The organism is Streptomyces sp. NPDC004539 (assembly GCF_040610055.1).
Taxonomy (GTDB): Bacteria; Actinomycetota; Actinomycetes; order Streptomycetales; family Streptomycetaceae; genus Streptomyces.
In genome coordinates, this window is the sequence record NZ_JBEXLS010000014.1 from 206818 (window position 1) to 230066 (window position 23249).

At 72.3% G+C, this 23249-nt stretch carries 17 protein-coding genes; 3 read left to right on the forward strand and 14 right to left on the reverse strand.

The window, feature by feature from the left end:
- The first annotated feature begins 9 nt into the window (after window positions 1–9).
- On the forward strand, window positions 10–1749 hold the full coding sequence (locus ABZX85_RS27985) for a hypothetical protein (protein WP_355874046.1): 1740 nt from the start codon (window positions 10–12) through the stop codon (window positions 1747–1749).
- Window positions 1750–1752: 3 nt separating this feature from the next.
- On the opposite strand, the gene ABZX85_RS27990 is transcribed toward ABZX85_RS27985, so the two are convergent.
- Both ABZX85_RS27990 and ABZX85_RS27995 read right to left on the reverse strand, forming a co-directional pair.
- Window positions 1753–2418 carry an NAD(P)-binding oxidoreductase gene (locus tag ABZX85_RS27990; protein WP_355874049.1) on the reverse strand — a complete coding sequence of 222 codons (666 nt, stop codon included), beginning with the start codon at window positions 2416–2418 and terminating at the stop codon, window positions 1753–1755.
- Window positions 2419–2464: 46 nt separating this feature from the next.
- Entirely contained in the window at window positions 2465–4642 is a 2178-nt protein-coding gene (locus ABZX85_RS27995) for an MMPL family transporter (protein ID WP_355874051.1), read from the reverse strand.
- Window positions 4643–4761: 119 nt separating this feature from the next.
- Between ABZX85_RS27995 and ABZX85_RS28000 the strand changes: the two genes are divergently transcribed.
- Window positions 4762–5340 (forward strand): TetR family transcriptional regulator, encoded by a 579-nt coding sequence (locus ABZX85_RS28000; protein ID WP_355874054.1) that lies wholly within the window; start codon window positions 4762–4764, stop codon window positions 5338–5340.
- Here the strand turns inward: ABZX85_RS28000 and ABZX85_RS28005 are convergent.
- Genes ABZX85_RS28005 through ABZX85_RS28020 form a run of 4 tightly spaced genes read right to left on the reverse strand, consistent with a single transcriptional unit; the run spans window position 5335 to window position 8532 of the window.
- Window positions 5335–6438: a hypothetical protein gene (locus tag ABZX85_RS28005; protein WP_355874057.1), complete on the reverse strand. Its 1104-nt coding sequence runs from the start codon at window positions 6436–6438 to the stop codon at window positions 5335–5337. The two genes, ABZX85_RS28000 and ABZX85_RS28005, sit on opposite strands and share 6 nt — an antisense overlap.
- A gap of 30 nt (window positions 6439–6468) precedes the next feature.
- On the reverse strand, window positions 6469–6978 hold the full coding sequence (locus ABZX85_RS28010) for a carboxymuconolactone decarboxylase family protein (protein ID WP_355874059.1): 510 nt from the start codon (window positions 6976–6978) through the stop codon (window positions 6469–6471).
- Between the two features lie 23 nt (window positions 6979–7001).
- Window positions 7002–7520, reverse strand: a complete 519-nt coding sequence (locus tag ABZX85_RS28015; protein WP_355874062.1) for a VOC family protein — start codon at window positions 7518–7520, stop codon at window positions 7002–7004.
- A gap of 19 nt (window positions 7521–7539) precedes the next feature.
- Window positions 7540–8532 (reverse strand): zinc-binding dehydrogenase, encoded by a 993-nt coding sequence (locus tag ABZX85_RS28020; RefSeq protein WP_355874065.1) that lies wholly within the window; start codon window positions 8530–8532, stop codon window positions 7540–7542.
- 158 nt (window positions 8533–8690) lie between these two features.
- On the opposite strand from ABZX85_RS28020, the gene ABZX85_RS28025 reads away from it, so the two are divergent.
- Window positions 8691–9350 carry a TetR/AcrR family transcriptional regulator C-terminal domain-containing protein gene (locus ABZX85_RS28025; RefSeq protein ID WP_355874068.1) on the forward strand — a complete coding sequence of 220 codons (660 nt, stop codon included), beginning with the start codon at window positions 8691–8693 and terminating at the stop codon, window positions 9348–9350.
- Window positions 9351–9399: 49 nt separating this feature from the next.
- Here the strand turns inward: ABZX85_RS28025 and ABZX85_RS28030 are convergent, their stop codons facing one another.
- From ABZX85_RS28030 to ABZX85_RS28065, 8 genes are all read right to left on the reverse strand, one after another.
- Window positions 9400–10311, reverse strand: a complete 912-nt coding sequence (locus tag ABZX85_RS28030; RefSeq protein ID WP_355874071.1) for a ribosome-inactivating family protein — start codon at window positions 10309–10311, stop codon at window positions 9400–9402.
- Between the two features lie 10 nt (window positions 10312–10321).
- Complete coding sequence (locus tag ABZX85_RS28035) at window positions 10322–13774, reverse strand: S8 family serine peptidase (protein WP_355874074.1); 3453 nt, start codon at window positions 13772–13774, stop codon at window positions 10322–10324.
- A gap of 37 nt (window positions 13775–13811) precedes the next feature.
- Window positions 13812–15296, reverse strand: a complete 1485-nt coding sequence (locus ABZX85_RS28040) for a polysaccharide deacetylase family protein (RefSeq protein WP_355874077.1) — start codon at window positions 15294–15296, stop codon at window positions 13812–13814.
- A gap of 122 nt (window positions 15297–15418) precedes the next feature.
- A complete protein-coding gene (locus tag ABZX85_RS28045) occupies window positions 15419–19402 on the reverse strand; it encodes a hypothetical protein (protein WP_355874079.1) in 3984 nt (1327 codons plus the stop codon).
- A gap of 89 nt (window positions 19403–19491) precedes the next feature.
- Window positions 19492–20277, reverse strand: coding sequence for an MBL fold metallo-hydrolase (locus ABZX85_RS28050; RefSeq protein ID WP_355874082.1), 786 nt, complete (start codon window positions 20275–20277; stop codon window positions 19492–19494).
- A gap of 111 nt (window positions 20278–20388) precedes the next feature.
- Window positions 20389–22029, reverse strand: a complete 1641-nt coding sequence (locus ABZX85_RS28055; protein ID WP_355874084.1) for a radical SAM protein — start codon at window positions 22027–22029, stop codon at window positions 20389–20391.
- Window positions 22026–22502 (reverse strand): TIGR00730 family Rossman fold protein, encoded by a 477-nt coding sequence (locus ABZX85_RS28060; protein WP_355874087.1) that lies wholly within the window; start codon window positions 22500–22502, stop codon window positions 22026–22028. Before ABZX85_RS28060 ends, ABZX85_RS28055 begins: the two co-directional genes overlap by 4 nt.
- A complete protein-coding gene (locus ABZX85_RS28065) occupies window positions 22499–23191 on the reverse strand; it encodes an isopentenyl transferase family protein (protein WP_355874090.1) in 693 nt (230 codons plus the stop codon). The genes ABZX85_RS28060 and ABZX85_RS28065 overlap by 4 nt, the downstream gene beginning before the upstream one ends.
- Window positions 23192–23249: the final 58 nt, after the last annotated feature.

A 23249-nucleotide genomic window follows, 5' to 3' on the forward strand; every position in this document is an offset into this window, starting at 1 on the left:
GGTGACGCCGTGCGGCTGACCGTCGTCAACGCCAACCCCGCCGTACCGCTGTGGACCCACTTCCTGCTGCGGAAGTGGACCGCCACCGTCGAGACGCGCGCCCGGGGCGCCGGTGCGGGGCAGCCCGTGCCGGTGCCCGTGGGGCCCGCCGGGTTCACCGTCGACCTCGCGCCAGACGCCGGCTGGCTGCGCCTGGTGATCGACGCGAGCGTCGAAGTGGACGGCACGGCCTACCCGTTGCTCCGTGTCCAGCAGGAGTTCACGGTCACGCCGGACGGCAGGCTCGTCCCGCTCGGCTGGCGCAAGGGCCCGGCGTACGACGCCCTCGGCCGCCCGAAGGGGATTCCGGCGCTCCACCCGCTGCTGGACGTCACCGGCTCCACGGTCGGGCTGAACGTGCGGTTCGTCGACATCACCGACCTCTACAACGCCCTGCACGGCCGCTCGGCCTGGGCGCAGACCCTGAACCTCCTGCGCGGCACCGACCGCACGATCCGGGCCCTGGCGAGCCTGGGCGGCCACCCGCTGGTCTGGTACGCGGTCGTCCCCGCCAGCACGTACCGCCTTCCCCGGATCAAACCGGCCATCATGATCATGCCCGCCGACTACGGCGCGATCGACTACGAGAACAGCCTGGCCGGACTGCGGGCCGCACGGCATCGTGTCTCCGCCGCCAACCCGGGCAACTACATCCAGTCGGGGCTGGAGATCCTCACGAGGGTGCTGACCGAGCCGCTGACGGACGACCGGTACGCGAAGCTCCTCGGCCCTTACATCGCCCTGCGCAAGACGTTCCGCGGCGACCCGGCCGCACTGCCCGGACCCCTGCACCACTTCCGCGGCGTCCTGTCCTACCTCCCCGACAAGGACCCCGAACCCCAGTACTGGGACGTCCCGTTCGGTTTCGAACGGGCGGTCCACGACGAGAAGTACGTCCTGCTGCTGCCGGTGATGAACGGCGGCGAGGGCGGCGTCCTCCTGAAACCCGGACTCGACGACCTGACCGCCGGCGCCGTCGCGACCGTCTACACCCATGGCACGGCCCTGGACGCCGACACCCTCGCCGTCGACAAGCCGGTGGTGATGGCCTACAGCCAGGCGGGCGGCAACGCCTTCACCAGCGCCGGCAACAACCTCGGGAAGATCGGCGGCCTCGTGCTGTTCGAGACCGTCTACACCAACGAGTTCCCGCGCGACGCGACCAACCACCGGCTGCTGCTGGGCAAGGACGTCATCCCCAAGCTGCTCCAGGGGAACGTCAAGGTCGTCGTGATCGGCCGCTGGCGCGAGCGCCCGCGCGACTACCTGCCCGGCGGCAAGATCCTGCGAGGCATGACCGTCTTCCCCGACGCCGCCAACTATCACCTGCTGGACTATCCGCTGCCTCCCGACGGCCGGCTCGCCTCGGCGCACCCCGTCGTCGCGTTCCGCTACTCACGCCTCGTGAACGGCAAGCAGGACAAGGCCCTCGACCTGATCCTCGGCTCGGACGACCCCGCCCACATCGACGACCCCACAGCGCAGAGCGAGGCGGCGGTCGAGGCGTCGATCGCCGCGTACCGCAAGGCGGGCCTCAGCGACGAGGCGATCGTGCGCCGGGTGTTCTCGGCGAAGTACCTGCCGGACGACCTGCGCGTGGGCGGCTTCTACCAGCACAACCTCATCCTGGCGGGCGGCCAGCACCTGGACACGAGGACGAGGACGTACCGGGGATTCGTCCACGAGGCACTGAGAGTGTTCGGCCACTGAGCCTCAGGCGTGATGCGCGGGCCTCCACCCCTTCTCCGTCGTGATCAGCACCCGCTGCCCCGACAGATCCCCGGAAGCCGCCAGTCCGAGAAGGGCGGACGCGGCGTCCGCGAACGGCAGAGTGGGCAGGCCCGGGACCTTGCCGACCTGGTCGAGGGGTTTGACGGTGGCGGAGCCCGTGGCCGGTGCCTCCTTGAGGTTGACCGGGTAGGCGGTCGTCCAGTGCAGGCCGGTCGCGGGGAGGATCTCCTCCGCGAGTGCCTTGTCGCGGAAGATGGGGGCGACGACCGTGCGGTAGACGAGCCGGGCCGGGAGGGACGCCTTGTGCGCCGTGTCGCCGACGCCGAACGCCGAGACGAGGACGAAGCGCTGGACGCCGGCGGCGTGTGCCGCGCGGGTGATGACCGGCAGGACGCGCTGCATCAGGTCGACCGGCTTCTTCGCGCGCAGGGGGACGCCGACGCAGGAGACGACGGCGTCGGCACCGGCGAACGCCTTGGTGAGGCCGGCCTCGTCGTCCAGGGCTCCCTGGACGACCGTCAGCCCGGCCCGTGGGGCGAGGGCGTCGGCGCGGCGGACGTGGGCGACGACTTCGTGCCCGCCGGAGAGGGCCTGTTCGAGGAGGTGGGTGCCGATGTTTCCGGTGGCGCCCAGGACGGCGATCTTCATGGGTGGTTCCTGTGGGAGGTGGGGCAGGGGGCGTGCTGTACCAGGCTCATCCGACCGGCGCCTTCTCGCGCGGCGTGCCGCGCTCGGGCAGCCCCGCGCCCTCGATGTCGACGTCGGGCAGGACCCGGTCGAGCCGGCGGGGGAGCCGCCAGGCGTTGCGGCCGAGGAGGGCCATGGCGGCGGGGACGAGGGTCAGGCGGACGACGAAGGCGTCGAGGAGGACACCGACGGCGAGCGCGAAGCCGATGGACTTGATGACGGGGTCCTCGTTGAAGACGAACCCGGCGAACACGGCGGCCATGATCAGCGCGGCGGCGCTCACCACGCGCCCGCTGCGGGCGACGCCCTGGACGACGGCCTCCCGCGCGTCCAGCGTGTTCTCGTGGTGCTCGCGCATCCGGCTGACGAGGAACACCTCGTAGTCCATGGCCAGTCCGAACAGGACGCCGATCAGCAGGACCGGCAGGAAGCTGGTGACCGGACCGGCCGAGGGGATGGCCAGCGGGCCGTTGAGATGGCCGTCCTGGAAGACCCAGACGGTGGCGCCGACGGACGCCGCGATCGACAGCAGGAAGCCGAGGGTCGCCTTCAGCGGCACCAGCAGCGACCGGAACGCGAGCGTGAGCAGGAGCAGCGACAGGACGACGATGATCGCGACGAAGAGCGGGAGGGCGCCGGAGAGCTTCCCGGCGACGTCGATCGCGGCGGCCGTCTGACCGGCGAGGTAGAGGGTGCCGTCCGCCTTCGCGACGGCCGGCGCGTTCTCGCGCAGCCGGTGGACCAGGTCGGTGGTGGCCTGCGCGTCGGGTCCCGTCCTCGGGACGACGGCCATCACGACGAGGCTGTCGTCGCTGTTGGGGACCGGCTTGGAGACGGCGGCCACGCCGGAGTCCTTCGCCAGTGACGTCCGCAGGCCGGTGACGGTGGCCGTGAGGTCGGCGGCGGGTATGCCCTTCGTCTCGACGACGGCGACGAGCGTCGCGTTGAACCCCGCGCCGAAGCCCTCCGTCAGAAGGTCGTAGCTCTTGTGCTGGGTGCTCTCGGTGGGGGAGGTGGCGTAACTCGGCAGTCCCAGGCGCAGATCGCGGGCCGGCAGGGCGAGCGCGAGGAGCGCGATCACGCCGGTGAGGAGCACGACCAGCGGGCGCCGGGTGACCGCGCGGGCCCAGGCCAGGCCCCAGGCGCCGGGCGCGCGTTCGCGGCGGCCGGCTTTCGGGCGCCGGGGCTTCGGGCGCAGCCGCTCACCGAACAGGCCGAGGACGGCGGGGACCAGACTGACGGCAATGAGGACGGCGATCAGCACGGTCGCCGCCGCCGACAGGCCCATGACGGCGAGGAAGGGGATGCCGGTCGCGCACAGGGCGGCCAGGGCGATGACGACGGTGGCCCCGGCGAAGACGACCGCGCTGCCCGCCGTGGCCACGGCCCGCGCGATCGAGTCCTCGACGTCCATGTCCGGGTCGTCGGTGAGCTGTTCGCGGTGGCGCGCGATGATGAACAGGGCGTAGTCGATGCCGACCGCCAGGCCGATCATCAGGGCGAGCACCGTGGACGTACCGGTGACCGGCACCCACGTCGACACGAACTTCACCCCCAGCACGCCGATGGCCACCCCCACGACCGCCGTCAGCAGTGGCAGCCCGGCCGCGACGAGCGAGCCGAGGGTGACGGCGAGGACGACGAGGGCGAGGACGACGCCGACGAGTTCGGCGGGGCCGCCGACGCTGGTCGGTGCCTTCATGGCCGTACCGCCGTACTCGACGTCGAGTCCCGCCTTCCGGGCGGGCGCCATCGCCTCGCGCAGGGTGTCCTTGGCGTCCTGGGGGACGTCGGCGGCGGCCTGCCGGAAGCGGACGTCGGCGTAGCCGATGCGCTTGTCGGCGGAGAGTGAGCCGGTCGTGAACGGGTCGGTGACCTGGACGACGCCCGGTATCGCGGCGGCCCGCGTCAGCCCCTCCTCGACGGCCGCCCGCGTGACGGTGCCGCCCTCGGGGGCCGCGTACACCACACGGATCACACCGCCGGCGGCCTCCGGGAACTTCTTCTCCAGGAGGTCCTGGGCGCGCTGCGACTCGATGCCCGGGACCGTGAAGTCCGAGGCAGGCTCGCCGTGGACGGTGACGCCGAGGGCGCCGATGCCGGTGAGCAGCAGCATCCAGACCGCGATGACCCTGCCCCGGCGGCGTACCGCCAGCAGAGCCCATGTGTAGAGGCGAGACGCCATGCCAGCGCCGTCCCTTCGTCGTGCCGTTCCCGGATGCCGAGGCGGCACCCGTCCTGAACTACACCGTACGGCATAATTACAGCCGACTGTAAATTAGCTCTCGATGGTAATCTCTTGGCATGGTGACCAACGAGCCGAGGGACGGGCTCCGGGAGCGCGGCAAGGCCCGGCGCAGGGAAGCGATCCTCCGGTCGGCGTACGAGCTGTTCGCCGAGCGGGGATTCGAGGCGACGACCATCGCGGACATCGCCGAGGCGGCGGAGGTCTCGCCGCGCACGGTCACGCTGTACTTCCCCTCCAAGCTGGAACTGGCCCTGGCCCGCTCCGACGCCCTGGCCGAACGCCTGCGCACGGCCCTCACCGACCGGCCCCCGGGCTGGCTCACGCTGGACGCCCTGGAGCACTGGCTGCGCGCCGAGATCGCCGGGCGCGGCGACCTCGACGACCTCTCGGAGCGCATGTTCGACCTCAACCCCGAACTCAGGGCGGTGAGCAACGGCCGCCTCTCGGACGTCGTCCAGGAGGGCACCCGCATGTTCGCCGAGGAGTGCGGCGCCGCGCCGGACGCGTTCGGCCCCCGGATGGCGGCCGTCACGGCGGCGGCGGTCGTCAGCGAGCTGTGCCACCGCCCCGAGGACGCGGACATCGACGCGGCGATGGAGTTCCTGCGGGCCGGGGCCGCCACCCTGCTGTCATGAGTGGGTGATCGCCCTGTGGGTGAACGTCGGAGCGGTTCCGGGGTTCGCCCAGGACGCGGTGAGTTCGCTGGAGGGGAAGAACTGGAGGAAACGGGGGTCGCTCTGGGAGCGGTCGACGAGCGTCTTCTCGACGATCAGCGAGTTGTACTGCTCGGCCGTCGTCTCGATCGTGTTGGCGTTGAGCACCACCTCCTGGCCCCAGGCGCGGGACCAGCGGGCGAGGCCCGGTATGCGGGAGTGCTCGGGGGTCAGGCACTCGGCGGCGATGGCGTTCTCGCTGGACGCCCAGACGCCGGTGGAGGTGTTGAGGACCAGGGTCTGGTTGCCCAGCACATGCCCCGGCGTCTCGACCACGGCCACGCCCGGCCCGAGGATCAGCGAGCCGTCGACGGCGAGGAACGCGTCCGGCCGTACGTCCTGGTAGGTCTGCGGCTGGTACCAGGGCCGCTGGAGCGGGTGGAGCTGGGACATGGCGAGGAGTTCGTTCCGCTGCACGATCACCTTGGCGTTCGGGAACGCGGGGGTGACGGTGGCGCCGCCGAGGTCGGACTGCGGCCGGGTCGTCCCCACCCAGCGGCGCAGGTCCTGCGTGTGGAGGTGGTCGAAGAGCAGGTAGTCCACGTCGTCGGGCTCGATGCCGAGCCGGGCCAGATGGCTGAGGACCGTGCCGTGCCGGGTCGTGAGCAGCGACCGCAGCGGCCCAGGTGTGCGGCGGACCAGGGCGGCGAAGTACGGCGTGTTCTCGCCGAGTTCATGGTCGCTGGGCTCGAACAGCAGCACCCTCGCGCGTCCGTCGCTCTCGGTCCACCGCACGACCAGCATCCGGTTGGTGATGCTGAGGAACGGCGCGATCGCCCGACCGGCCCGGAACAGGCCGAACTTGGTGGGGTACGGCAGCGTGACCAGGTCGCAGGTGGTGACGGTGTCGGGGGTGCCGGTGGCGGTGAACTCGGCGCGGAACACCTCCGCCTGGCTGCGGGCCCAGGCGAGTCTGGCGCCGTAGCCGCCGGGGACCTGGTCCAGGCCGTCGAAGGCGGGGACGCGCGTGCCGAGGGTGGGCATGTCGAGGACGTCGGAGTCCTGCCAGGCGAGCTTCATCGATCCTCCTGGAGTGCGGGTGAGGGCGGGTCAGTAGGGGGCCTGCTCGCCCTCGGTCGTCACGCCGAAGGTGTTCAGGAAGTTGCAGACCAGCTGGTAGAAGCCGACGGTGAGCACCAGGTCGGAGAGCTCGCCCACGGTCAGGTGCTCCAGCGCCTCGGCGCGGTCGCCCTCGGTGAGGGTGTGCTGTTCCAACAGCCGGTCGGTGAGGGCGAGCACCGTCGACTGCTGTGCCGTCAGACCGGCGTCGGCACCGGACCCGGCGGCGGCGATCCCGGCCTCGTCCAGACCGAGGAGGCGGCCGATGTTCTCGTGGTGGTGGATCTCGTACGGCGCCCGGTAGGCGTGCCCCACCCGCAGGATCGCGAGTTCGCGCAGCGGGTGCGGGAGGGCGCTCTGGAAGATCGCGTCGGCCATCTGGAGGAAGGCGGGGGCGAGGGCGGGCGAGTGGAACACCATCCGGTAGACGTTGACGGCGGACCGCTCGGCGGCGATCTTCCGAGCCTCGGCGGGGAGCGCGGTCAGGTCGGGGTAGTCCATGGTTCCTCCTGCGTACGGGGGTGTCAGCCGACCTTGTTGATGGGGTTGGTGCCGTCCCAGGTGGCCGCCATCTCCCGCAGCGCGGCGAAGAGTTCGCCCTTGGCGCCGCCGATGTCGGAGATCTCGATGACCGTGCCGGGCAGCGTCTCGGTGTCCAGGTAGGCGAACCGGCCGCCCTGGATCGCGCCCTCCTGGGCGACGGTGTAGCCGAGGGACAGGGCGCGGTCGTACAGCTCCTGGTAGTCGTCCGTCCAGTAGGCGACGTGCTGGGCGCCCTCGTGCCCGGCGTCCAGGAAGTCCTTGTACAGGGACGGTTCGTCGTCGAGCGGCTGGATCAACTCGATCTGGAGGTCACCGGAGTTGGCGATCGCGGCGGCCATCCGCATGCCGGACTCCACACCCCGGTACCTGAACCAGTCCGTCCGCACCGGCTCCTGGTAGAACCAGGGGCCCACTCCCTGGGCGACCCAGAAGTCCATCGCGGCGTGCAGGTCGCGGACGACGTACCCGATCTGCGCGATCTGCCCGAAGACACGGCTCATGCTGCGGCTCTCTTCTCTCTCAGGATTCCGGAAGTTCCAGAACGATCTTTCCGACGGCCGTGTTGGACCGCATACGGCCGGCCGCCGCCTCGGCGTCGTCGAAGGCGAACACCCCGTCCACGACGGCACGGACACCGCCCGTCGCCACGGCGGGCACGACGTCGGCCGTCAACGCGGCGCAGACACCGGCGAGTTCGTCGGGCGTGCGGACGCTGAACGTCGTACCGATCACCTTCAGCCGGCGGAAGGCCAGCTGGTTGAGGTCGACGGTGGACTCGGGCCCGGAGAGGCGTCCGACGTTGACGACCGTGCCGCCGATCCGGGTGGCCAGGAAGGCGTCCGCGAAGAGCCGGCCGCCCACGTGATCGAGGGTGAGGTCGACGCCGGTACCGCCGGTGGCCGCCGCCACCGCCTCGGCGAGGCTCTCGGACGACGTGTCGACGACGGCGTCCGCGCCGACCGCCTTCAACGCGCCCGCCTTGCCGGCCGAGGTGGTGGTCGCGACGACCCTGGACGCGCCGAGCGCCTTCGCGAGCTGCACGGCGATCAGACCGACCGACGACGTGCCGCCCACGACCAGCACGCTCTGCCCCGGGGCGAACCCGCCCTGTGCGAGCGCGTCGTGCCCGGTCGCCAGCGCCACCGGCAGCGCCGCCGCCTCCGTCCACGGCAGGGACTCCGGGACGGCGATCACATGCCGGTGGTCGACCAGCGCGTACGGGGCGAAGGCGCCCAGGGTGACGCCCATGACCCGGTCGCCCACGGCCGGACCCGACACCCCCGCGCCGACCGCGTCGACCTCCCCGGCCAGTTCGAGGCCGGCGGTGAACAGGTCGCTCGTCCTCGCGCGGGGGTTGTAGGTGCCCTGGAGCATGTACAGGTCCGCCCGGTTCAGCGCGGCGGCCCGCACTCGCACCCGGATCTGTCCTGGACCCGGCTCGGGGACGGCGACGTCACGGACGTCCCATTCGGGTCCGGCACCGCCCATGAGGGCGCGCATGGTGCTGGTCATCAGTGGCTCTCCGATAAATACTTACGGCGTATGTTTAATGCATTTTCAAGCTAGGCTTATGGAATAAGTGATGTCAAGGTCCGGGCTCGCGGAGGGCGGCGTCCGGTGAGATAAGTTGAGGCCGCCGCCAGGGTTCGCGGCCGACCGGAGGAGGGGCGATGGCCCAGAGGATGACCCGTCGTGGGCCGCTGACCAGGACGGAGATCGTGCGTCAGGCCCTGGTCCTGGCCGAGACCGAGGGCATCGAGAAGCTCTCGCTGCACAAGATCGCGGCGGCGGTCGGGGTGCGCACCATGTCGCTCTACAACCACGTCGACGACAAGACCGACGTCCTCGACGCCATGGCCGACGTCATCCTCGACGGGATCAGCATCCCGGACGTCGACGCGATGCCGTGGGAGGACGGACTGCGCGCGCTGGCCCGCTCCTTCCGCGCCGCCGCCCTGGAGTACCCCCGCTCCGCGTCCCTCGTACTGACCCGGCGCCTCAACGCCCCCGCCGCCATGCCGGTCGTGGAGGCCGCGCTGCGGGTCCTGCACCGCGCCGGACTGGAGGGCGCCGCCGCCGTCCACGTCATGCGCGCCGTCATCGCCTTCCTGATCGGAACCCTCTCCCGCGAGGTGGGCTTCGCACCCACCTACGCCGGGGCCATCCCCGGCGTGACGGCCATGCGGGCCCAGGAACTCGTCGACGGCGGACTCCCCTCGGTCGCCGCGGCGGCCACGGAACTCGCCGTCTGCGACCACGAGGCGGAGATGGAGTTCGGCCTGGAGATGCTCCTCGACGCGATCCGCCGCCGCGTGGGGGGACGGCCCTGACCCGCCGGGCGATCGCCCGGCGGGCCACACCGCTGTCCGGGACCCGGCGTCAGGAACGCAGCGCCACGGCCAGCTGGGCGTCGATGGCCGACAGGGTGTCCAGGTAGCCGTCCCCGACCCGGACGTGCGGCGTGGACCGGTCCCGCGTGGCGCGCAGCATCGCGCTGGAGATCGCGGACCAGCTGTTCTCGAAGTCCAGTCCCGTCACGTCGATCATGCTGCCGCCCGAGTTCGACCCGTTGCTGCTGACCTGCGAGGAGTCACCCGTGTAGAAGGAGTGGCTCAGCCTGATCGCCTCGGAGACGCGGTACGACAGGAAGTCGAAGCGAGCACCCTCGGCGAACGCCTGCACCAGGACCAGCAGAGCGCGCGCCCGGTCCCGGTTGGCGGTCGTCGCGGTCCCCAGGTCACGGATCGAACCCTGGATGCTCCCCTGCGAGATGGGCAGGCTGCCCCGGCCGACGGCCGCCGCGCTCTCCATCTGCGTGTAGTTGAGCCAGTTCAGGTTCACCTGGCTCGTCGAGCCGAGGGGGCTGTTGGGGCCCTCACCGAGCCGGTAGTACGTGTTCGTGGCGTCGTTGCGCCAGCCGACGACGTACAGGTTGCGCGCGTTGAACACCATGGTGATCTGGCTGCGGCCGATCGCCAGGGTGACGGGGAAGTAGTCGTCGTTGCTCTGGGCCAGGACGACGTTGCCGTAGAGAGTGGTGCCGCGCACCCGGTTGCGGATGTCGTTGATGATGGCGTCGTACCGGCTCTTGAACTGGTTCGCGTCGGTGGCCGACATGTCGTAGCTCATGCCGTCGGTCGGCGTCGTGGAGCTGACCAGCTGGAAGGAACGGCCGGGCGCGGTGGTGTGTTCCGCGGTGACACCGGTCAGGCCGGCGACGGCGACGGCTCCGGCGAGGACGGCCGGGAGCACCGAGGAGGCGCGGATGCCGCGGAAGGAGGGGAGGTGCATGGGTCTTCCTTTACTTGGTGGTGCGATAGGCGGTCGGCAGGGTCTCGGTCACCGTGTTGCCGCTGGTGTCCACGAGGGTCGCCCGGAGGCTGACCGTGCCGGGTGTGGTCGGGTGGTCGAGGGTGACGGAGCGCCCGCCGGTGGCGCCGGTGCGCACGGGGGCCGTCTTCCAGGTGCGTCCGCCGTCGTAGGAGACCTGCACGGAAAGGGACCTGACGGCGCCCTTCTTCGCGGCCGGTCCCTGGAGGACGACCGGGACGGTCAGCCGGGCGCCCGCCTTCGCGGTGCTGGTCAGGCTCAGCCTCGGGGTGAACCGGACGACCGACAGGGGCATTTCCGCCAGCCTGGTGTCCGGGGCGTAGTCCATCGTGAACGTCCACACCGCCGAGACCCGGTACCCGGCGGAGACGTCCCGGGCCGGGTGGGAGGCGTCCAGGCTGAGCCGGTACGCCGCCCGCTTCTTGGGCAGGCCGTCCACGGCGTCGAGCCCGCAGGGGTCCTTGCGCCGGTCGGCGACGGCCTTGCCGTCGGCGGTGAGGCGGAAGCGCCAGTCGGCGTCGGCGCCGTTGACGTGCCCCGCGCCGTCGGACAGGAGCGGCACGCACAGGGCGTAGAAGGTGCCGCTGTGCGAGGCGCCGGGACTGCCGACCCGGGTGTACGGGGTGATGACCGGGGCGAAGACGCCGGTGTTGTACGTCTCCTGGTAGGCGCGGCCCGCCTCGAAGCGCCGGGGTGCGGTCGGGGACAGCAGCGCGAGGTAGGGATAGGTGTCGTCGCCGACGTTCGCGCCCAGGCTCCAGAGCAGGCCGTCCTCGGTGGAGACGTAGTGCACGACCGAGGCGTCGGGCACCGTGCGGAAGGCGCCGAACGAACTGCCGGCGAAGGCGGAGACGTCCGACCAGCCCGGTGTGGTCCAGGCGGCGCTCGGAGTGGCCGTGGCGCCCTTGGCGTTGGAGCCGATCGGCGTGACCACCTTGGCCAGACCCCGGCTGGTGAAGCCGCGCGTCAGCCCGGTGAAGAAGGAGCCCCTGCGGGTGGTGACGAGGTCGTACAGGGGGCCGGTGGCGCCGCGCTGCCAGACCCCGCCGATCTGGGAGAGGAAGGCCGAGGCGGCAGCGGCGGGACCGGCCTGGGCGAGGTGGACCCGGTCGTACGCGCTGTTCGCGCCGAGCAGGACGACGCCCGCGTAGTCGTACGAGCGCCGGGTCCCGCGAGCGCCGTAGACGACCGCGCCGGCCTTCAGGGAGGCACCGGCGTCGGGTGCGGTGACCTTGATCGGCCTGCCGGTGCGGGCGTCCAGCGCCAGAGTGGTGTCCTTGCCGACGGCCAGACCCGGTGAGACGAGTTCCGTCATCACGTCGAGGCCGTGCTCCCGGCCCTTGAGCTGGACGTCGACCAGGTAGCGGCCCTTGGGGACACGGAGGGTGACCTTGCCGGCCGGGGTGCCGGTCCCGTCGTCGCCGAAGCTCCACTGCCTGCCGTTGTCCAGGCCCATGACGGTCGCGAGAGCCGGTCCCGTCGCCTTGCCGTCGCGGCCGGTGAAGGTGAGGACCAGGTCGTACGACTCCACCTCGCGGACGACGCCCAGGACGGTGTGGATGTTCGTGCCCGAGGCCGACTTCGCCGTGACGCTGCCCCAGTAGGTGCCGTCCACGGTTCCGGCGCGGGTGTCGGCGGTCACGGTGACCTGGGCGGTGCCGCCCGCCGGGACGGTCAGGCGGTCGGCCGACACGGTGAACAGGCCGGCCGGGGCCGCCTTGCCGTCGGGGCCGGTGCCGGTCGCGGCCAGGCCGAGGGTGACCGGCTTGTCGCCGGTGTTGCTGTAGGTGAGGGTCCTGGTGACGGCCTTGTCGTCGGTGTGCGGCCACTTCTGGACGCCGAAGCCGAGTGAGGCGGTGTCGGTGACGACGGTCTGGGCGAGCGCATCGGCCACGTCCACACGGCCCGCGCCCGCGTCGTACGGCGTGGAGGCGTCCTTGAGGGGTACGGCGGAGTCCATGAGCGCGGCCTTGAGCCGGGCGCCGGTCCAGTCCGGGTGCTTCTGGGCGAGGATCGCGGCGGCGCCCGCGACGTGCGGGGTGGCCATCGAGGTGCCGCTCATCTTCACGTAGCCCGGGACGGGGACCGCGTCGCCCTCCGTGCCGTGCACGGCCTTGGCCGCGATGATGTCCAGGCCCGGTGCGGCGATGTCGGGCTTGAGGTCGCCGTCGGCGGTCGGGCCCCGGCTGGAGAAGGACGTCAGCCGGTCGGCGCCGTCCACGGCGGCCACGGTGAGCGCGGAGGCCGCCGAACCGGGGGAGTTGACGGTGCCGGCGTCGGGTCCGCTGTTCCCCGCGGCGATGACGAAGAGCGCCCCGGAGGAGGCGGAGAGGGCGTTCACGGCCTTCTCCACCGGGTCGGAGCCCGGGGCGTCGGTGCCGCCGAGGCTCATGTTGACGACCTTGGCGCCCCGTCCCGCGGCCCACTGCATCGCGGAGATGAGGTACGACTCCTGCGTGCCACCCCGGTTGAACACCTTGCCGACCAGCAGCTTCGCGCCGGGCGCGACCCCCTTGTACCGGCCGCCGCTCCCGGCCCCCGACCCGGCGATCGTGGCCGCGACATGTGTGCCGTGCCCCATCGTGTCGTCGGTGGTGCCCGAACCGCTGAAGTCCTGCGCGGCGGCGACGGAGTTCCTCACGTCCGGGTGCGTGGCGTCGATGCCGCTGTCCAGGACCGCGACCTCGACGCCCTTGCCGTCGTAGCCGGCCTGCCAGGCGGCGGGGGCGTGGATCTGCGCGGTGCCCTGAGTGGGATCGGGCGAGGCGGAACTCTGTGCCGGGGCCGGAATCTTCGCGTCCAGCCAGACCCGGTCCACCCCGGGCGCGGCGCCGGCCTGGTCGCCGGCCTTCTCGGTGAGGGCCTGCCACACGCCGGTGACGTCGGGTTTGTCGGCGGTGACGGCCTGGCCGCGCACGGCGGGCAGGGCCCGTGCCGCCGTTCCCTCGGCCGCGTCGACGGACTGCCGGGCACGGTCCGCCGCCGCGCCCCGGTAGGAGACGATCAGCGGCAGCGTCGCGCGGTGGGCGTCGTCGTAGCCGTCGGCGACGAGGCGCGTCACGTCGAACAGCCGCCGGTCCAGCCGCCCGCTCGCCAGCAGCGCCGCCGCGTCGGCCGGGACGGCGTAGGTGTGGCCGCCGTAGCGCCGCACGGACACCGGGACGTCGGAGCGGCCCTTGCCCCGGGTGACCCCGACGACCCGGCCGGCGGCGTCCACGCCGATGGTGTCGCCGGTGATCAGGGTGACGTCGGCGGTGGACCCGGCGAGGCCCGCCGGTATCGGGGTGGCGAGGGAGACGTCGGCGTTCACAGCCATTCCGGCCACCGTCAGCAGGGCGGCGCCGAGCGAGCCGTACACCAGCGTTTTCCCGCGCCTTCTGAGCCGGTGCCGGTGGGGCAGGCCGGCGCGGGGATCGTTGTGCAACAGAGGGTTCTCCGGTGTTCGAGGGGCTGAGGCCGCGTTAGCGGATGCTCGCCCGCAGGTGGCTGACCGTGACGAAGTGGAAGCCCTGGGCCGTGAGGGTGCGAAGGATCTCCGGGACGGCGGCGACCGAGGTGGGGTGGATGTCGTGGAGCAGGACGACGCTGTTGCGGTGGGCCTTGGTGATGACCGTGTTGGCGACCTTCGCGGCGTCGCGGTACTTCCAGTCCTCGGTGTCGATGTCCCACAGCACCGGGGAGAGGGTGGTGGCCGAGCGGACCTTGGCGTTCACCGCGCCGTAGGGCGGGCGGAAGAGGGTGGGCTCCTTGCCGGTGGCGGCCTTGATGGCGGCGCTGGTGCGGCTGAGCTGGTAGGCGACCTGGTCCGAGGTGAGCTTGGTGAGGTCGGGGTGGCTCCAGGAGTGGTTGCCGACCTCGTGCCCCGCCTTCGCCTCCGCCCGCACCAGATCGGGGTGGGCGGTGACGTTCTGGCCGACGGTGAAGAAGGTGGCGCGGGCCTTGTACTGCGCGAGATACCCCAGCAGGGTGGCCGTCTCCGGGACGGCCGGACCGTCGTCGAAGGTCAGCGCGACGCACTTGACCTGCTTGCAGTCCGTGGTGTCCGTCCCCGGGTCCGCCTGCGCCGGAGCGGTCACCTCGGGGGTGCTGCGCGCGCCGAGGTCGAGGGAGCCGCTCGGGGAGACGGTCTGGTTCCGGGCACGCTTGCCGAAGGCGGACAGCAGCGGCGTGACGGTGGTCCTGGGCAGGGTCACGGTGTACCGGCCGGCGGCGGCGACGCCCACGGTGTCCCGGTCGAAGTCGATCCGCAGCCCGCCGTCCCGGGTGAACACCATGTCGTCCAGCACGTTCGCCTGGTCCGCGGAGCCGGCGAGGGTCGTGCGGAGCTGGGTCGCGTCGATGCCCTCACGTCCCGTGAGCTGCTTCTCGACGGCGGCGATCAGCGCCTTGCGCGCGTGGTCCGAGACCAGCTCCAGCGGCGTACGGGCGGCGCCCGCCGAACCGTCGTACCAGTACGTCGACGTCGCCAGACCGTCCCCGACGGAGGCGCGGTCCAGGGTCGTCAGCCGGACGCCCAGGACGTCACCGGAGGCGACCAGGAACTGGTAGGTGATGTTCAGCTCGCCCGCGCCGCCGCCTCCGGAGCTGCCGCACTCCGCGTCGACGAACGCCTTGAGGCGCCCGGTGACGTACTGCTTCATCGAGGCCGTCATCGCGTCCGCGCCGGGGACCGCCGGATAGCTGGTCGCGTACCGGCAGGAGCTGTGCTCGCTGCTGTCGGTGACGATGTCCAGGCCCTTGATCCGCGCCGGCTCGACCCCCGTGACGGCGGCGCCGGCACTTCCGCCGGGGCCCTCACCGGAGCCCTCGCTGGAGGCCGAGGAGGAGGCGCCGCTGCCGGCCTGCGACTCCCGCACCCCCGTCCCGGGCGAGCCGGCCGAGCAGGCCGTCGCCAGGGCCAGCGAGCCGAGGAGCAGCAGCGAAGGGACGATCGTGTGTTTGCGCATGCGAGTGGAACCTCAGTGAGCGGGATGGTGGAGCGGCCCGTGACGAGGCCGTGTTCAGATCCCACCCGGCGGCGCTTTGATTAGCGACCGCCTCTGACCTGCTGAACAAAAAACAAGGCCGGTCAGCCGCCGCAGATCTCCCGGTACGGGGCGTCCGGGACGTACGCCCGCCACTGCGCCTCGCTCAACCCACCGACATTGCGTTCGCAAATGATTTTGGCGGCTCTGCCGGGGTCGACGTCGTAGCTCTGGAGCGGCGCGTGCGGACCGCTCGCGTACAGCGTCCCGCCGTCCGGGGCGAAGGAGACGGCCAGGATCGCGTCCCCCGGGACGGGCAGCGTGGTGACGAGTGGCTGCTGCGAGCCGGTGTCCCACAGCTGGAGGCTTCCGCTGTCGCCGCCGACGGCGAGGGTGCGGCCGTCGGCGGCGAAGGCGAGCGCGGAGACCGTCTCGTGCGAGCCCGCCGAGGAGATCCCGGACAGCACACCGAGCCGGTGCTCGACGTCCCCGTCCCAGAGCGTGACGCGCCCGCTGTCGTCCCCGACCGCCAGCCGGCCGCCGTCGGGGCTGAAGGCGAGTGCGGTGACCTTCCGGCCGTCGGCGAGCGCCCGGCCCGTGACCGAGGCGGAAGGGAGCCGGGCGTACTCGTCGTACGAGCCCACCACGAGCCGTCCGTCCGGCCGCACCGCCGCGACGCCGCCGTCCGGACCGGCCTGCGTCGACGTCCGGCGGGCCCGGGAACCGCTCGTGTCCCACACGTCCACGACGCTGCCCCCGTCCTTCAGCCGGGGGACCAGGAGGGTACGGCCGCCGGGGCCGAGCGCGATCCCGTCCGCCGTGTCCATGGTCTCGCCGGGGACTTCGAAGGAGGTCCGCAGTTTGCGGGTACGTACGTCCCACACGCTGAACCGGATGTGCGAGGAACCGCCGCCGTCGGCGGCCATGAGTGCCGTGCCGTCCGGGCTGTAGGACAGGACGGGCGCCGGGTCCGTCGAGGACGGGGACGCGTTCAGGGCGGTGTGCAGGAGTACGGCGCCGGTGTGTGTGGAGCGGAGGTCGAGCCGGTAGCCGGTGCTTGTGCGGGTGGCCGTGGCGAGGGTGGTGCCGTCGGGGCCGAGGGCGGCGGTGTCGGTCGTGGCGGGCTGTCGTCCGGGGCTGAGGGCGGTGGTGAGGTCGTAGGTGCGGACGGTGCCGTCGTCGAGGAGGCGCAGGGTTCGCGACGTCCCCGGGGACCAGGTCAGGTCGGCCGCGCCGGTGCCGGTCAGGGGGCGGGCCAGGACCTGGACCGGGTCGCCGTCGAGCCGCCACACCTGGAGGTCCGAGGCGTCCGTGAGGGCGAGGAACGTGCCGTCGGGGGAGAGCGCGGCGCCGGTGAGTCCCGGGTGGGCGGTGGCGGCCATGTCGGTGACCGCACGCCCGCTCGCCACGTCCCAGACGGTGACGCCGCTGCCCGAGGGCACCGCCAGCCTTTTGCCGTCCGGGGTGAGGCGGATCATCGGCACGCCGGAGTCCGCGCCGGTGCCGGTGCCGCACACCTTCGCGTCGTCCCAGGCGCCGGGCAGCCGGGTGCCGTCCCGCCAGACCTGGGGGGTGCCGCCGGCGGGGCAGAGCACGATCAGCCGGTTGCCGGGGGCGACCGCAGCCGCCGACAGGGGGCCCGACGGCGTACGGAAGACGGCCTTGCCGTCGCTCAGGCGGTGCAGTTCGGCCGTGCCGGTGCCGTCGAGGGGGCTGAGGAGGTAGCCGGTGCCGTCGTCGGTGAAGCCGGTGAAGACGTCGGAGCCGCGCAGGTCCGCGGCGGTCCGGTCGTCCTTGGGGCGCCACAGCTGGTCGCCGTCCGAGCCGGTGAGGTCGAAGGTGGCGCCGTCCGGGCTCAGCCGGCCCGCCTCCAGGTCGGCGGGCAGCCGGTACGAGCCGGTCTGTCTCGCGCCGGTCACGTCCCAGACGGTGGCCTGCTGTCCCGCCACGCTGACCAGGGTGCGTCCCTGGTCGACGAGGTAGCGGCGGGTGTCCTTGCCGGTCTGGGGGTCGGTGAACGCGTCCTGTTCGGGCTGGTCGAGGCCGCTGAGCAGGGCCGCCCGGGACTCGGTGAGCGGGGCGAGCTTCCAGGCGGCGACGCCGAGGAGGGCGGCGGTGCGGGGGTCGGTGGAGCGCAGGGTGCCGGCGGCGGAGGCGATGCGGCGGGCGGCGGCCTTGTCGGCCTCCTCCTGGCTGCTGCGGTCGCGCTGCCAGGCGAGGAGTCCGGCGGCCAGCGCGATCACCACGAGCGAGCAGAGCGCGGTGGTGAAGGCACGGGTCCGCTTCACCGCCCGCGCCTCGGCGCGCCGCTCGGCGGCACGGACGGCGAGGGAGGCGGTGAGGAAGGCGCGTTCGGGTGGGGTGAGGTCGTCGTCGGGGGGCGGGGTGGGGTGGCCCGGGGCGGGGTTGTCGGAGTGGGGTGCCGTAGGGGCGCCGCCGGGGCGGGCCGGCGCGGCGGGGGCGGAGTGGCCCGGAGCTGGGCGGCTGGAGTGATTCGCCGCAGCGCCGTCGGGGCGGGTCGGTGCGGGGCCTTCGGTGTGGTCCGGCGTGGCAATGCCGGGGCGGCCCGGCACGGCGTCGTCGGAGTGGCTCGGCTCGGCGTCGTCGGAGCGATCCGGCTCGGCGTCCTCGGGGTGGCTCGCCCCAGCGTCGTCCAGATGGTCCGGCACCGCGAAGAACTCCTCCGCCCGCGCCAGCTGCGTCCCCCGGAACACCGCCCCCGCGTCCCGCCCCAGCCCCTCCCAGACCCGTGCCGCCTCCCGCAGCCTGCGCAGTTCGTGCAGACGCTCGCGGTCCTCGTCGATCCACGCGCCGAGCCGGGGCCAGCCGGTGATGAGGGCTTCGTGGACGAGTTCCACGGTGCCGTCGTCGACGGTGATCAGCCGGGCGGCGGCGAGCCGCTCCACGACGGCACCGGCGTCCGGGCCGGTCTCCAGCTCGGCGCGTTCGGCGGGGCGCCGGGTGTCCGCAGTGCCCTCGCCGGGGGCGATCAGGCGCAGCAGGACCCGGCGGGCGGTGCGGGCCTGCGCCGGGGAGAGCGCGGCGTACTCCCGCTCGGCCGTGGCGGCGATCGCGCCGCTCACCCCGCCCGCCTCCTCGTACGCGGCCAGCGTCAGCGTCCGCCCCCGGCGCCGCCGCCAGGTCTCCAGCAGCGCGTGCGACAGCATCGGCAGCGCACCGGTACGTCCGGCGACCTCCTCGACGACCCGCGAGGTGAGGGCCCGCTCGACATTGAGGCCGACGGCCCCCGCCGGACCGGTCACGACCTCCCGCAGCTCGTCCCGGCTCATCGGCCCGACGAGCAGACCGGCACGGCTCACGGCGGCGGCGAGTTCCTCGTGGGCGGCGCAGTGGCCGTAGAAGTCACCGCGTACGGCGACGACGACCCGCAGCCGGCCGCCGGGTGCGCGGGCCGCGAGCAGCAGGTCCAGGAACCGGTCCCGCTCCGCCCGGTCCCGGCACAGCGTGAACACCTCCTCGAACTGGTCGACGACCACCCACGTGTCCCCGTCACCCGCCAGCGGCACCAGCGCCTTCTCGTGGGTACGGGCCGGCCGCTCGCCCGGCGTGAGGACCCGGATCACCGCAGGCCGCCCGGCCCCGGTCTCCTCCCGCAGCGCCGGTACGAGCCCGGCGCGCAGCAGCGAGGACTTGCCGCCGCCCGACGGAGCGAACACCGCCGCGAACCGGTGCTCGCGCACCAGCGTCAGCACCTCGCCGACCAGCCGCTTCCGCCCGAAGAACAGCTCACTGTCGGCCGGTTCGAAACGCGCGAGCCCCCGGTACGGCGGCGCGGCGGCGTCGTCCTCGACCGTGCTCTCCCGAGCCGCTTCGTCGGCCTCGTGCCGCCGCTCCTCCCACTCCCCGGGGTCGGCGTCCAGCGCCTCGGCGTACGCCCGGACGACCGCCGCCGACGGTACCTGGGCCCCGGCCGCCGCCTGCGACAGCGCCGCCGCCGAGTAGCCGGTCCGCTTGGCCATCTCCCGGTACGTCGGCTTCCCGGCCTTCTCCCGCAGCACCCGCAGGTCGTGCGCGAGCCGCTGTACGGGACCGGCCTCGGGGTCGAGCGGCTTCTCCTGTCGTCCCACCGGGCCGCACCTTTCGCCGGGCGTAGGGAAATCCGCAGGTCAACGTATGGTGACCGGCCGGATCACCGCAATGTCGGCGGTCACAGCGGCTACGCGGTGGCGCGCGCCCGTTCCAGCAGCGCCGGGTCGTGCGCGTTGACGACGAGGAGATCGGGGTCGGCCCGCCGGTGCAGTTCGGCGAGGCGGGCGTGGTTGTCGCGGACCTGCTTGCCGTCGTACGCGATGAGCGCCTCCATGCCGCGCAGGGCGGCGGGGACCCGGGAGCGCCCGTCGAGCGTGCCGTGGTGGTAGAAGGCGTCCCCGGTGTGCAGCAGCCAGCGTTGCCCGGTGTCGACCGCCACGGCGGCGTGGCCGCGCGTGTGGCCGGGCAGGGCGAGCAGGACGATGCCGGGGGCGATCGCGTCGAGTTCCCGGGCCGCCGCGAAACCTCGCCACTTCTCGCCGTCGGGCCGGTGCTCGACCAGCTTCGGACCGTGCTGCCACTGCGCGCTGCGGTAGCGCAGCCGCTCCCGCCGGGAGGGGGAGTGGACGGCGCCGAGCGCCTCGTCGGCGGTGAGGTGGACCTCGGCCCACGGGAAGTCGGACAGGCCGCCGATGTGGTCCGCGTCGAAGTGGGTGAGGACGATGTGCCGGACCTCCTCCCGCCGGAAGCCCAGCGCCTCCACCTGCCGGGCGGCCGTCTCCTCGGCGTCGAGCACCGGCCGGGTGAAGTACCGGGACGGACCGACACGGCGCGCGGGGTCGGCCACGTCGTCGAGACCGTATCCGGAGTCGGCCAGCACCAGGCCGTTCGCGGTCTCGATCAGGAGGACGTGGCAGACGAGGGGGGCTCCTGGGGCGCGCATCGTGCCGCAGTTGAGGTGGTGGACTTTCATGGCGGGGGTCCTTGGCGTCGAAGGGGATTCGGTTCCGTCGATCACCGCCAGGGTAATGTACTTATGGTGTATGTCTGATGTTCGGCGCGGATACTTATGCAATAAGTGGCGCTAAGGTTCCCTGTGGTCGGTCACCCCGTGTGCGGCGAGGTCCGCGAGCAGGCCCGCGCGGCGGTCCGCAGCGGTCGCCGGGTCCGGGAAGTCGGCGCTCGCCATCCCGAGCCGGTCGACCAGCTTCTCGACGCGGGAGTTCTCCTCGACGGAGCGGTCCGGCAGGAGGGGAAGCTCGTAGTCGCGCTGCCATGTGCGGTGCATGGCGCGGTCGTTCTTCCAGCGGACCTCGCGCAGGGTCTCCAACTGGAGCCGGTGCGCGGTGTCGCTGTCCATGCCCACGTGAGACCAGTGGCCGGCGTCACCGTCCGCGTCGCGGACGCGCAGGCCGAAGCGTTCGGCGTCCTGCCATACCGGCATCGTCTCGTCGTTCAGCATGAAGACGTAGAGGGCGAAGGGGCCTTCGTACTCGTCGACGAGGAACTTCCGTGTGTCGTCGTACAGTTCGGGACTCTCGCCGGGGTAGCCGACGATGAACGAGGTGAAGTAGTGCAGGGAACTGCGCGCGAGCAGTTCGAACGCGGTGCGGTTCGCGCGCGCCTTGACCTTCTTGTTCATGTACGTCAGCGTCGTGTCGTTCATCGACTCGAACCCGATGGCCAGCGCCCGGCAGTGGGCCTCGTCGAGCGCGTCCACGACGGACCGGTCGCTGATGGAGTTGGCGCGCGTGTACGCCTCCCAGGCCACCCCGGTCTCCTTGAGCATCGGCAGCAGGGCGCGCAACCGGGTGGGCGGCACGGTGAAGGTGGAGTCGAGCGCCTTCACGTACTGCGCCCCGTGCTCGTCACGGTAGCGCGCGAAGTCCCCCGCGACCTTCCGCGCGGACTTGTACCGCCACTTCGGGGACGCGGCGGGGAAGGAGCAGTACTTGCAGGTGAAGGGGCAGCCGCGCATCGACTCGTACGGAATGACGGGGAACCTCCCCGACGGCGCCGGCGACGGAAGCGCCTCCAGGTCGGCGTACCGGATACCGGTCAGGCGGACGCGGCCGGTGTCCGGGTCGCGCCGGACCAGATTGGGCACGTCGCCCACCGGTTCGCCCCGGCGCAGGGCGTCGAGGAGCGGCACCAGAGCGGGTTCCGCGTCACCGCGCACCACGTAGCGGACGAACGGGTGCGCGTCCAGGATCTGCTGGTACTTGAGATTGCTGTACTGGCCGCCGAGGACCAGCGTCGTCGTGGGGAAGCGCTCCGCCACCCAGCCGACCGCCTTGGCCGGCGTGGCCCGGTCCCACATGAACGTCGTCGACAGCAGGACGACGTCGTAGGGGCCGGACGGTTCCGTGTCCGAGCCGTTCCAGATCCCCTCGGCGGGGAAGTGGTCGTGGTCGACCCCCGCGGCCTCCAGGATGGCGGGGACGGTGAACGTGGTGAGGTGCGGCGCGGTCGCCGACTCGTCGTCCCTCTCGACGTGCTGGAGCCGGACCGAGGAGACGGCGCGGATGCCGCTCGCCGCCTCGCGCCGCCGGAGCAGAGGCAGCGAGCCGCCGGGCGTCCCGGCCCGCAGCGCGGCGAGCTGGGCGACCTCCGCGGACCGGGCCGGGAACCCACCCGGGGCACAGAGCGCTTCGAAGGCCGAGCCGGCGAGGAGCGAACGGTTCGGGTACTCGGGTCCGAGTCCCGCGATCAGGAGGACGTTCATACGGCTGTCCCCTTCATGAGGCGCAACTGCCGGACCACTTCGTGGGGGGCGCGGCAGACGGTGAGGTGTGCGATGTCCGTGGAGTCGGCGAAGCCCTCCTGGGCGGTGTGGCGCAGGTGCGCCAGCAGATGGCGGTAGTAGCCGCTGTCGTCGAGGAGGAAGCACGGTTTGCTGTGCAGGCGTATCTGGGCCCAGGTGAGGACTTCGAAGAGTTCCTCGGCGGTGCCGAGACCGCCGGGGAGGGCCACGAACGCGTCCCCCAGTTCGGCCATGAGGGCCTTTCGGCTGTGCATGTCGGGGACGATGTGGAGCGTGCTCAGCCCCGTGTGCGCGATCTCGCGGGGGAACTCCCCGGGGATGACGCCGACGACGGTCCCGCCGGCGGCGAGGGCGGCGTCCGCGACCGCGCCCATACACGTGTAAGCGGGGTCGCGGCCCGATGCCGCTCCGCAGAATACGGTGACGCTTTTCATCGGCGCCCGTTCACGCCGAGAGCGTCCAGAGGGGATTCGGCGGAATTCTCGGGACTATCCTCTGGAATGCCCTCTGCTGGTCCTCCGCGTGTTCCGCGTGACATTGCGCGATCATGGCCGCGAGCTTGTCGAGGAGATATTCCGGAACGTCTTCGTTCGAGGGGGAGGCCGGGTCCAGAGAGTATTGCGCGCACCAGTCGAGTGTCGCTTCCTGCGCTGCGGGGCCGGGGGCGGAGCATCGCGTGTGCCCGCTCGGTGAGCGCCTTGAGGTAGCGGCCGGGGTCCGCGGGCGGGACGAGGAACTGCGTCGTGACGCTCCAGGGGAGCCGGGGCAGTCCGCGCACCAGGAGGGTGACCAAGGAGATCGACCCTCCTTCGATGATCACCGCGGGCGCCGACTGGCCCAGTCGCTCCACCTGCTCCACCAGGCACCGCGCCGCTTGGTCCGCCGGGTAGTCGCCGTCGGCGACGGTGCGGTCGCCCAGCCGCACCCGCTCCACTCCCGGGACGTCCGCTCCCGCCCGGGCGCTGGTGGTGGCGAGATCGGTGAAGCACTGGATGCGGTCCGCCACGACGACCGGCGCCCCGATGTGCTGCGCGAGACCTGAGGCGACGGCACTCTTTCCGACCCCGGTGGGGCCGGCGATTAAGTGGACCGGAAGCGGTTCTCGACTGTCTGACCGGGTCATGGGAAATCCCTTCGATCGACTGATCACTTATGGGATCTGTAGGCCGGCCGGATTCTTT

Bases quoted from the DNA above. Each gene is read 5' to 3' on its own strand.
- ABZX85_RS28040 (WP_355874077.1), bottom strand. From the start codon at position 15,296: ATGCGCAAACACACGATCGTCCCTTCGCTGCTGCTCCTCGGCTCGCTG.
- ABZX85_RS28060 (WP_355874087.1), bottom strand. From the start codon at position 22,502: ATGAAAAGCGTCACCGTATTCTGCGGAGCGGCATCGGGCCGCGACCCC.
- ABZX85_RS28025 (WP_355874068.1), top strand. From the start codon at position 8,691: ATGGCCCAGAGGATGACCCGTCGTGGGCCGCTGACCAGGACGGAGATC.
- ABZX85_RS28065 (WP_355874090.1), bottom strand. From the start codon at position 23,191: ATGACCCGGTCAGACAGTCGAGAACCGCTTCCGGTCCACTTAATCGCC.
- ABZX85_RS28005 (WP_355874057.1), bottom strand. From the start codon at position 6,438: ATGAAGCTCGCCTGGCAGGACTCCGACGTCCTCGACATGCCCACCCTC.
- ABZX85_RS28000 (WP_355874054.1), top strand. From the start codon at position 4,762: ATGGTGACCAACGAGCCGAGGGACGGGCTCCGGGAGCGCGGCAAGGCC.
- ABZX85_RS28050 (WP_355874082.1), bottom strand. From the start codon at position 20,277: ATGAAAGTCCACCACCTCAACTGCGGCACGATGCGCGCCCCAGGAGCC.
- ABZX85_RS28015 (WP_355874062.1), bottom strand. From the start codon at position 7,520: ATGAGCCGTGTCTTCGGGCAGATCGCGCAGATCGGGTACGTCGTCCGC.
- ABZX85_RS28010 (WP_355874059.1), bottom strand. From the start codon at position 6,978: ATGGACTACCCCGACCTGACCGCGCTCCCCGCCGAGGCTCGGAAGATC.
- ABZX85_RS28055 (WP_355874084.1), bottom strand. From the start codon at position 22,029: ATGAACGTCCTCCTGATCGCGGGACTCGGACCCGAGTACCCGAACCGT.
- ABZX85_RS27995 (WP_355874051.1), bottom strand. From the start codon at position 4,642: ATGGCGTCTCGCCTCTACACATGGGCTCTGCTGGCGGTACGCCGCCGG.
- ABZX85_RS28020 (WP_355874065.1), bottom strand. From the start codon at position 8,532: ATGACCAGCACCATGCGCGCCCTCATGGGCGGTGCCGGACCCGAATGG.
- ABZX85_RS28030 (WP_355874071.1), bottom strand. From the start codon at position 10,311: ATGCACCTCCCCTCCTTCCGCGGCATCCGCGCCTCCTCGGTGCTCCCG.
- ABZX85_RS27990 (WP_355874049.1), bottom strand. From the start codon at position 2,418: ATGAAGATCGCCGTCCTGGGCGCCACCGGAAACATCGGCACCCACCTC.